Origin of the sequence: Candidatus Nitrosotalea sp. FS (assembly GCF_011319475.1) — an archaeon.
In the GTDB taxonomy this organism is placed as follows: Archaea; Thermoproteota; Nitrososphaeria; order Nitrososphaerales; family Nitrosopumilaceae; genus Nitrosotalea.
Window position 1 is genome coordinate 1 of the sequence record NZ_RCMC01000300.1, and the last position, 7,364, is coordinate 7,364.

8 protein-coding genes and 1 pseudogene are annotated in these 7,364 nt (G+C 37.4%); 8 read left to right on the forward strand and 1 reads right to left on the reverse strand.

The window, feature by feature from the left end:
* Positions 1-209: hypothetical protein (locus tag DYY66_RS12185; protein ID WP_166289866.1), on the forward strand; the 209-nt coding region annotated here is incomplete at its 5' end.
* Positions 210-336: 127 nt separating this feature from the next.
* Here DYY66_RS12185 and DYY66_RS16750 read toward each other — a convergent pair.
* Positions 337-693 carry a winged helix-turn-helix domain-containing protein gene (locus DYY66_RS16750; protein WP_394352659.1) on the reverse strand — a complete coding sequence of 119 codons (357 nt, stop codon included), beginning with the start codon at positions 691-693 and terminating at the stop codon, positions 337-339.
* Between the two features lie 229 nt (positions 694-922).
* Between DYY66_RS16750 and glmS the strand changes: the two genes are divergently transcribed.
* From glmS to gvpJ, 7 genes and pseudogenes are all read left to right on the forward strand, one after another.
* The coding region (gene glmS / locus DYY66_RS16755; RefSeq protein WP_394352658.1) for a glutamine--fructose-6-phosphate transaminase (isomerizing) at positions 923-2,268 on the forward strand (1,346 nt) is incomplete at its 3' end.
* A gap of 1 nt (position 2,269) precedes the next feature.
* A pseudogene (locus DYY66_RS12200) lies at positions 2,270-2,810 on the forward strand (SIS domain-containing protein); the annotation flags it as partial.
* A gap of 180 nt (positions 2,811-2,990) precedes the next feature.
* On the forward strand, positions 2,991-3,251 hold the full coding sequence (locus DYY66_RS12205; protein WP_166289874.1) for a hypothetical protein: 261 nt from the start codon (positions 2,991-2,993) through the stop codon (positions 3,249-3,251).
* A gap of 99 nt (positions 3,252-3,350) precedes the next feature.
* The coding region (locus DYY66_RS12210) for a gas vesicle protein GvpD P-loop domain-containing protein (RefSeq protein WP_304515765.1) at positions 3,351-4,118 on the forward strand (768 nt) is incomplete at its 3' end.
* A gap of 1,448 nt (positions 4,119-5,566) precedes the next feature.
* Positions 5,567-6,379, forward strand: coding sequence for a sensor histidine kinase KdpD (locus DYY66_RS12220; protein WP_166289883.1), 813 nt, complete (start codon positions 5,567-5,569; stop codon positions 6,377-6,379).
* Positions 6,380-6,409: 30 nt separating this feature from the next.
* Entirely contained in the window at positions 6,410-6,781 is a 372-nt protein-coding gene (locus DYY66_RS12225; protein WP_166289886.1) for a response regulator, read from the forward strand.
* A 195-nt stretch (positions 6,782-6,976) separates the two neighbouring features.
* On the forward strand, positions 6,977-7,183 hold the full coding sequence (gene gvpJ / locus DYY66_RS12230; RefSeq protein WP_166289891.1) for a gas vesicle protein GvpJ: 207 nt from the start codon (positions 6,977-6,979) through the stop codon (positions 7,181-7,183).
* Positions 7,184-7,364 lie beyond the last annotated feature (181 nt).

The following is a 7,364-nucleotide window of genomic DNA, read 5'->3' on the forward strand; positions in this document are numbered from 1 at the left end:
GGTATGGCGACGATGTTAGCGTTTTAGATGCTGTTTGGACTCCATTTAAGACAATAGAACCTGTACCCGTAGCAGCAGATGCAGTATCTGGTGAGGATAATGGATTTATAGAAATACTATTTGTTGGAGGTACCAGTAAAAGTGCAAAAATGGCAAGTATGCCAAATATGGAATATGATTTCCGCAATGCCGCCATTTCTGTCTTCTAGTTAGAATTCAAAGGATATTCACGTATGCACAGACTTTACTGTGTGATGAGTATAGATTTTTTTTCAGTTAAAATGTTACTCTAATTTTAATAAATTAATTCAGGTGATATTTTGGGACATATACAAATTAGAAGTCTTGCTCAGGATTTTGCCTTTTTTGCCAGCAGTATAGCGCATGACACATGTTATATCTACACAAAATATCTCCAAAATTTCTACAATCATTTAGAAAAGATCTGCCTTCGCTTGTGAGCCTGTATCTTTTAGCATCATATGTAACCTCTCTTGTAACAAGTCCCAGGCTTACGAGTTTTTCACAATTTCTAGTTGCAGCATCATGTGACATGTTATTAGATCTGGATATTGAAGAGATTTTTGTATCATCTGACGACCAGATATATTCCAAGATCTGAAAAAGCTGACCAAATTCAGTCCGTTTTTTCTTGCCATCATACAAATGCTCACATGCAGATTGTGAATACACCGACTTTTGATCAACACTGGTACCTGCAATCGATCTTTTGTGATTTTCGTCATGTGTTACCTGATTTGCCAATACATTTCTGTGTACAAAATGTTACTAAAAAGGGGCAGTGTGTAACAGGACAGAATAATATTTTACAGATAAAAAATTTGTGTAACCATTCCAGAAGATAATTACAGGAAATTGTTAGACAATCGATTTATGATGTAAAGCAAATGATATAGTTTGAATGTGCTCAATAATTGGATACACCGGTAATGGTGCTGCAGCACAGGTACTTGTAAAGGGGCTAAAACGCATGGAATACAGAGGATATGACAGTGTAGGTGTGGCCACAATTGTTAGTGACCACATTGATGTAAGAAAAGGCGTAGGTAAAGTATCAGAGGTGGACAGTGCAGAGAAATTACGATTACTTATAGGAAATATAGGCATAGGCCACACTAGATGGGCAACACATGGTGCCGTAAATGGCACCAACGCACACCCACACAAATCAAGCACAGGTCAAATTGCCATAGTTCACAATGGAATAATAGACAATTACAGTACACTAAAAAAAGAACTGCAAGACAAGGGGTATTTTTTCAAGAGTGAAACAGATAGTGAAGTAATAGCAAACCTGCTACAGTATAACTTTGACAATACAGGAGACATAAAAAAATCAATGATGCAGACAGTTTCTGTATTAAAAGGCGAATACGCATTTGTAGCAGTATTTGAACAGGGAACACTTGCAGCAGCGAAATTTCACGAACCCATGGTAATAGGAATTGGAAAAAATGGTTATTTTGTATCAAGCGATGTACTTGGATTTGTAGAATATACAGATGATGTGATTTACCCAGACAATAAAGAAATTGTCATCATGGATTCAAGCGGGTATCTACAGTTTTTCAACTTCTCTGGCAGTCCAGTCAAACATCAGATTACAAAGGTTTCAAAAGAATTCTCAGATGTTTACAAGGGAGAATATGCACATTTTACACTAAAGGAGATTTCAGAGCAACCAGTTACCATAACAAAGGCTGGCCAAACATGCAAAAAGGAACTTGATGATACTATCAATCTGTTAAAAAATGCTAAAAAAATCTACGTCACAGGAAGCGGTACAAGTTACAATGCAGCCCTTGTTGCAAAACATCTTTTTCTTAAGTATGGTAAAATCATCATAGAGCCAATAATCTCAAGCGAAGCAAGATTTTATCCAGATTACTTTGATGACAAGTCGGTTCTAATAGCTTTATCTCAGAGCGGAGAGAGCGCAGATGTACTGGAAACAGTAAAGACTGCGTCAAGTAGGGGCACCAAGATAACATCAATTGTAAACATCATGACCTCATCTCTTGTGCACATGTCTTTGCATTCTGTTGGTCTTAACTGCGGACCTGAGATTGGAGTGGCTGCCACAAAAAGCTTTACAGCACAACTTGCAATCTTGTATAAGATTGCCAATAGTTTAGCAGACAATTCCTTGAAACCTGATTTTGAGCAAATCTCAAAATCCATGAATGAAATTTTGTCTGATCACGAGCACATTCGCAAGATATCAAAAGAACTCAAGAATGCATCTGANCAATAGTTTGGCAGACGATTCCTTGAAACCTGATTTTGAGCAAATTTCAAGATCCATGAATGAAATTTTGTCTAATCATGAATACATTCGCAAGATATCAAAAGAACTCAAGAATGCATCTGATGTCTATATACTTGGCAGGGGAATCCATTTCCCCATTGCATCAGAGGCAGCACTAAAGCTAAAGGAATTGACCTACATCCATGCAGAAGGCCTGCCAGGTGGCGAATTAAAACACGGACCTCTTGCACTCATGGACACCAATGTATGTGTAATCATAATAAATCCAAACGATTCCACTTATGTGGATACATTATCCAGCACACATGAAATAAAAGCTCGCAAGGCAAAGGTGATTGGGATATCTGACAAGAACCATCCAATATATGATCATTGGATTAAAATTCCTTCCACCAGCGAACCATTTTACCCTCTTCTTGAGATAATTCCAATACAGCTTCTTTCGTATTATACCGCACTTGAAAAACAAACAGACCCAGACTATCCAAGAAACTTGGCAAAGTCTGTCACTGTAAAGTAATCATTTTTCAAAGACAAAAAGTAGTCATGGACAGAAAGACAGAGACAGACAAATGTTATAGTGCTTTGTACGTAAATGTAGTNGTAAAAAGTAGCCATAGACGGAAAGACAAAGACAGACAAATGTTATAGTGCTTTGTACGTAAATGTAGTTAATCTTCGAATGCAAGTAACATAGATGATGATAAGACATAGTTCGCTATCACATGCACACAATGACTCTGAAGAAGGACACCATCCCCATTTTTTGGGGACAAACGAAAAAAAACATGCACACACACAGGATATTGCATCGCAGAAGGCCAGTTTTTGCATTCCACGATGTTTTGCATGTAAAAACGAGATGCAATTTTCTGCAGGAGAAATAATTTATGGTGAAAAATGGTACCACAGGTCATGCTGGAAAGATATCGAGGCAGTAATAGAATTAGTATCGCAATAACTCACTAGAATATAGTATTGGTGCATCAGGTTGTAGAAAAATGCACCATACTTCAAATACCACATTTTCATATAATTGATCGAGTTTCAAGGTGAATTAATGACAAAAGACATTGATGATAGCCAACACATAGACAATAAAGTCAAAATTCCAGTAGAGCTTGCTCATTTCCTAAGACAAGAATCATACTCGTTACTTATCAAAGGGCACACTGGAACTGGAAAGACCACACTTGCCCTCAGCATCCTGCGAACACTAAACATGAACAAGGATTGTTTGTACATTTCAACACGAGTTTCTCCAGACCAGCTTTTCCAGTATCATACATGGATGGATGAATTTTTTAGCCAACCAAGAAAAACTCCAGATGCCATACCAGATGAACTTGAAAACGAAAAAAACACCCATCCAATATTTGTTGATGGCAGACTTGATGAGCCAGTTGCACTTTTTGAGCGCATTACAAACGAGTTGATGGATGTAAAAGCTCCAACCATTGTAATTGATTCTTGGGACTCGATTGGGGTTTTCATGGACAAGGAGGCCTCAATGAGCAATTCCAAGGTGTTACAAACATGGAGAGAGCGAGCAGGTGGAAAATTAATTTTTGTGACAGAGCATCCAGAAGACAGGACACTTGATTTTCTAACAGACGGCATAGTGGAATTAAAGCAAAAATATCACAATGAGCGAGTAATGCGTGAAATTGTATTATCCAAACTTCGCGGAGTCAGGATAAACAAGCCTACGTACATGTTTTCAGTCAATAATGGCATCTTCCACAGCTATGATCACTACCACCCATCAGAATTTGTAGATTTTTCACGTTTTCTCCAGTCCAATAATAACGCCAAGAAAGATCTTCTCNAGAGCTAAGGCAAAAATATTACAACGAGCGAGTAATACGCGAAATTGTATTATCCAAACTGCGCGGAGTCAGGATAAACAAGCCTGCATACATGTTTTCAGTCAACAATGGCATATTCCACAGTTATGATCACTATCACCCATCAGAGTTTCTAGATTCTGCACATTTTCTCCAGTCCAATAATAACGCCAAGAAGGATCTTCTCNTAGTTATGATCATTACCACCCATCAGAGTTTGTAGATTTTTCACGTTTTCTCCAGTCAAATAATAATGCCAAAAAAGATCTTCTCAGAGCCAAGTCTCATGTTACCACAGGATATCATGAATTAGACGAGATGTTTGGTGGAGGATTCCCGACGGGAGGCATGGCAAGCATAGAACTTGGACCCCATGTAAACGCCAAGGTTGCGTTTGCCTTTCTTGGCAAGGTAATTGCAAATTTTATCGCAAGTGAAAATCTCTTGATATTCCAACCCTTTGAAAAAACAGGTCATGCCATGGTATCACAGTACGTAAAATCACATGGCTTGCAAAATGACTTGATAAAAATTATCACGGCTACTCAATCAAAAAAATCAACTGTCCCATCCAGTGGAAGTGTAGATAGTCAATTAGACCAGATCCAGGATACAATACAGAAAATTAAAAAGAAANGAAATGACTTGATAAAAATTATCACGACTACTCAATCAAAAAAATCAACTGCTCCATCCAGTGAAGATGTAGACAGTCAACCAGACCAGATCCAGGATACAATANGTGCCCAATCAAAAAAATCAACTGTTCCACTCAGTGCAAGTGTAGATAATCAATCAGACCAGATCCAAGATACAATACAGAAAATTAAAAAGAAATATCAAAAAAAGATGCTATTGACAATACTTGGTCCAGAGATGGTAGATGGGTTTTCAAATGAATCTAACAAGACAAATCACGAGTCTTTGTCATTTATAAAATCAAATTCTGACTTGTCCATTTTTGTCTCAAGACGCTTACCAGATAACAAGCACACACATCTATCAGAGATTGCAGACATACGTTTACTCATACTTGAGATTGACGGAACGTTGTGTCTCCAGTCAGAAGCGCCGTGGTCTCATCTTTATGCAATTGCTGCATCTCCAAAGAACCACGAAATCAGTTTGGGACCAATAGTCTAAAGGTCAATTCATATCAAAATATCACTATAAAAAAATTTACAGACNCCAGTCAGAAACTCCATGGTCTCACCTTTATGCAATTACTGCATATCCAAAGAACCATGAGATCAGTTTGGGCCCAATAGTCTAAGTCAATTCATGCAATGAAATCATTGTAAAAAAATTACAGACTGGTACGCCANCATTGTACCATAGCGCTTAATATTCACATACAGCAAATTGTGATTAATATGCCTAGACAAGAAATATCAAAAAGGCAAACAATATTTCGCGCTTGATAATAGACATGTCAAACAATTTTTCTGAATTGACTTTTGACAGTAAGACAACAATCAAGTCAGGGCCAGTCTTTGAGCATACATCCAGCTCTTTTGATATCGATAAAAAATATGGCAAAATTCAGGACGAGTTTGTCAACATTGCAAGTCACGAAATAAAAACTCCAGTCCAATCCATATTGACATATTCAGAGCTGCTTTACTCCAATCCCAATGAAATTCATCCCGAATACATAGAGGCAATATATAGAAACGCGCTTAGGCTTCAGAGATTATCTAAAAACCTTTTAGACATTACAAAAGTGGAAAACCATACCCTCACACTAAAAAACGAGAGATTTGAGATCAACGGGCTTGTTTCATCAATAATACAGGATTTTGTCATGCATATGCGTAATTCAGGCATAAAAACTAGAAACATACAATTTTTGTTTTCTCCAAAAGGGCGTATTTTTGTATACGCAGACAAGGATCGCATTACCCAAGTGATATCAAATTTGATTGATAACGCTTTCAAATTTACTCAAAGGGGAAACATCTCAATAAGAGTAATCAAGCAAGATGACCAAGTAATTGTATCTGTTGACGACAGTGGAATCGGAATAGACAAACATGTTGCTTCAAGGTTATTTTCAAAGTTTGCCACATCCTCTGAAAACGGCGTGGGACTTGGCCTCTACATTTCAAAAAACATTGTTGAAGCCCATGACGGAAAGATTTGGGCTCAAAATAATCTCAATAGAAGCGGCGCTACAATTTCATTTCAAATACCAATCAAGATACACCCAGAAGATTTGACAAACCATCAGGTGTTCCAGTAAAGTTTTAAGCAGCAGGAATCAATACGAGACATGAAAAAGATTCTAGTTATTGACGATGAACCAGATATTACTTCATCTGTAAAAAATGGATTAGAAAGAAAAGGATTCGAAGTCCATACACACAATGATCCAATGAAGGCACTTGAAGATTTCAAACCAGATGTGTATGACTTGATGTTAATTGATATCAGGATGCCCAAGATGAACGGTTTTGAATTGTATCGTGAAATTAAAAAGAAAAATGACAGCAAGGCAAAGATCTGCTTTTTTACTGCATTTGAAGTGTACTATGATGAATTTAGAAAAATGTTTCCCAGTCTAGAAGTAAAATGTTTCATACGAAAACCAATCACAATTAGTGATCTAGTAACACACATCAATTCGGAACTGGAAAGAAAGTAAGACAGGATAATATTACATATAGAAATAATTCCTAAACATGATTTGACATGTATTTTACTAGACATGATTTGTGGCTAGCATCATACAATCAGGCATTAGTACATCAACTAGAACATTCTACTAGAACAATCTATCAGAGAACTTTATAACATAGAATTCCCTAGTTGAAAAGTCTAGAAAATGTCACAACAACAAATGTACAGACCCATGCTGAATATCTACGATCTAGTAGATAGAATATTGGACAAGGGTTTAGTTATTGATGCAAACCTGTCCGTGTCTCTTGTAGGAATTGAAATCCTAGTCATAAGAGCAAGAATTGTAGTCTCTGGAATTGACACCTTCCTAAGATACGCATCAGCATTAGGACTTGCCGCACCGCCAGGATTACCGCCCAAGTAAGAAGAGAGAAGATTCGAATTGGCAGTATGTCTAGTTTGTGGCAAATTCACCGACATGGGCCTAAAAAAAGTAATGAGCGCAGGATGGGTCTTTACAAGATGTCCAGAATGTCAACGTGGGACTCCGCTTGATATCATCGTATCACACCTACTGAAGACAGTAGGAGAAGAATATTTGGAAG

What these genes read in the sequence shown, in the direction of transcription:
- gvpJ (WP_166289891.1), top strand. Translation starts at nt 6,977, where the DNA reads ATGTACAGACCCATGCTGAATATCTACGATCTAGTAGATAGAATATTG.
- DYY66_RS12220 (WP_166289883.1), top strand. Translation starts at nt 5,567, where the DNA reads ATGTCAAACAATTTTTCTGAATTGACTTTTGACAGTAAGACAACAATC.
- DYY66_RS12225 (WP_166289886.1), top strand. Translation starts at nt 6,410, where the DNA reads ATGAAAAAGATTCTAGTTATTGACGATGAACCAGATATTACTTCATCT.
- DYY66_RS12205 (WP_166289874.1), top strand. Translation starts at nt 2,991, where the DNA reads ATGATAAGACATAGTTCGCTATCACATGCACACAATGACTCTGAAGAA.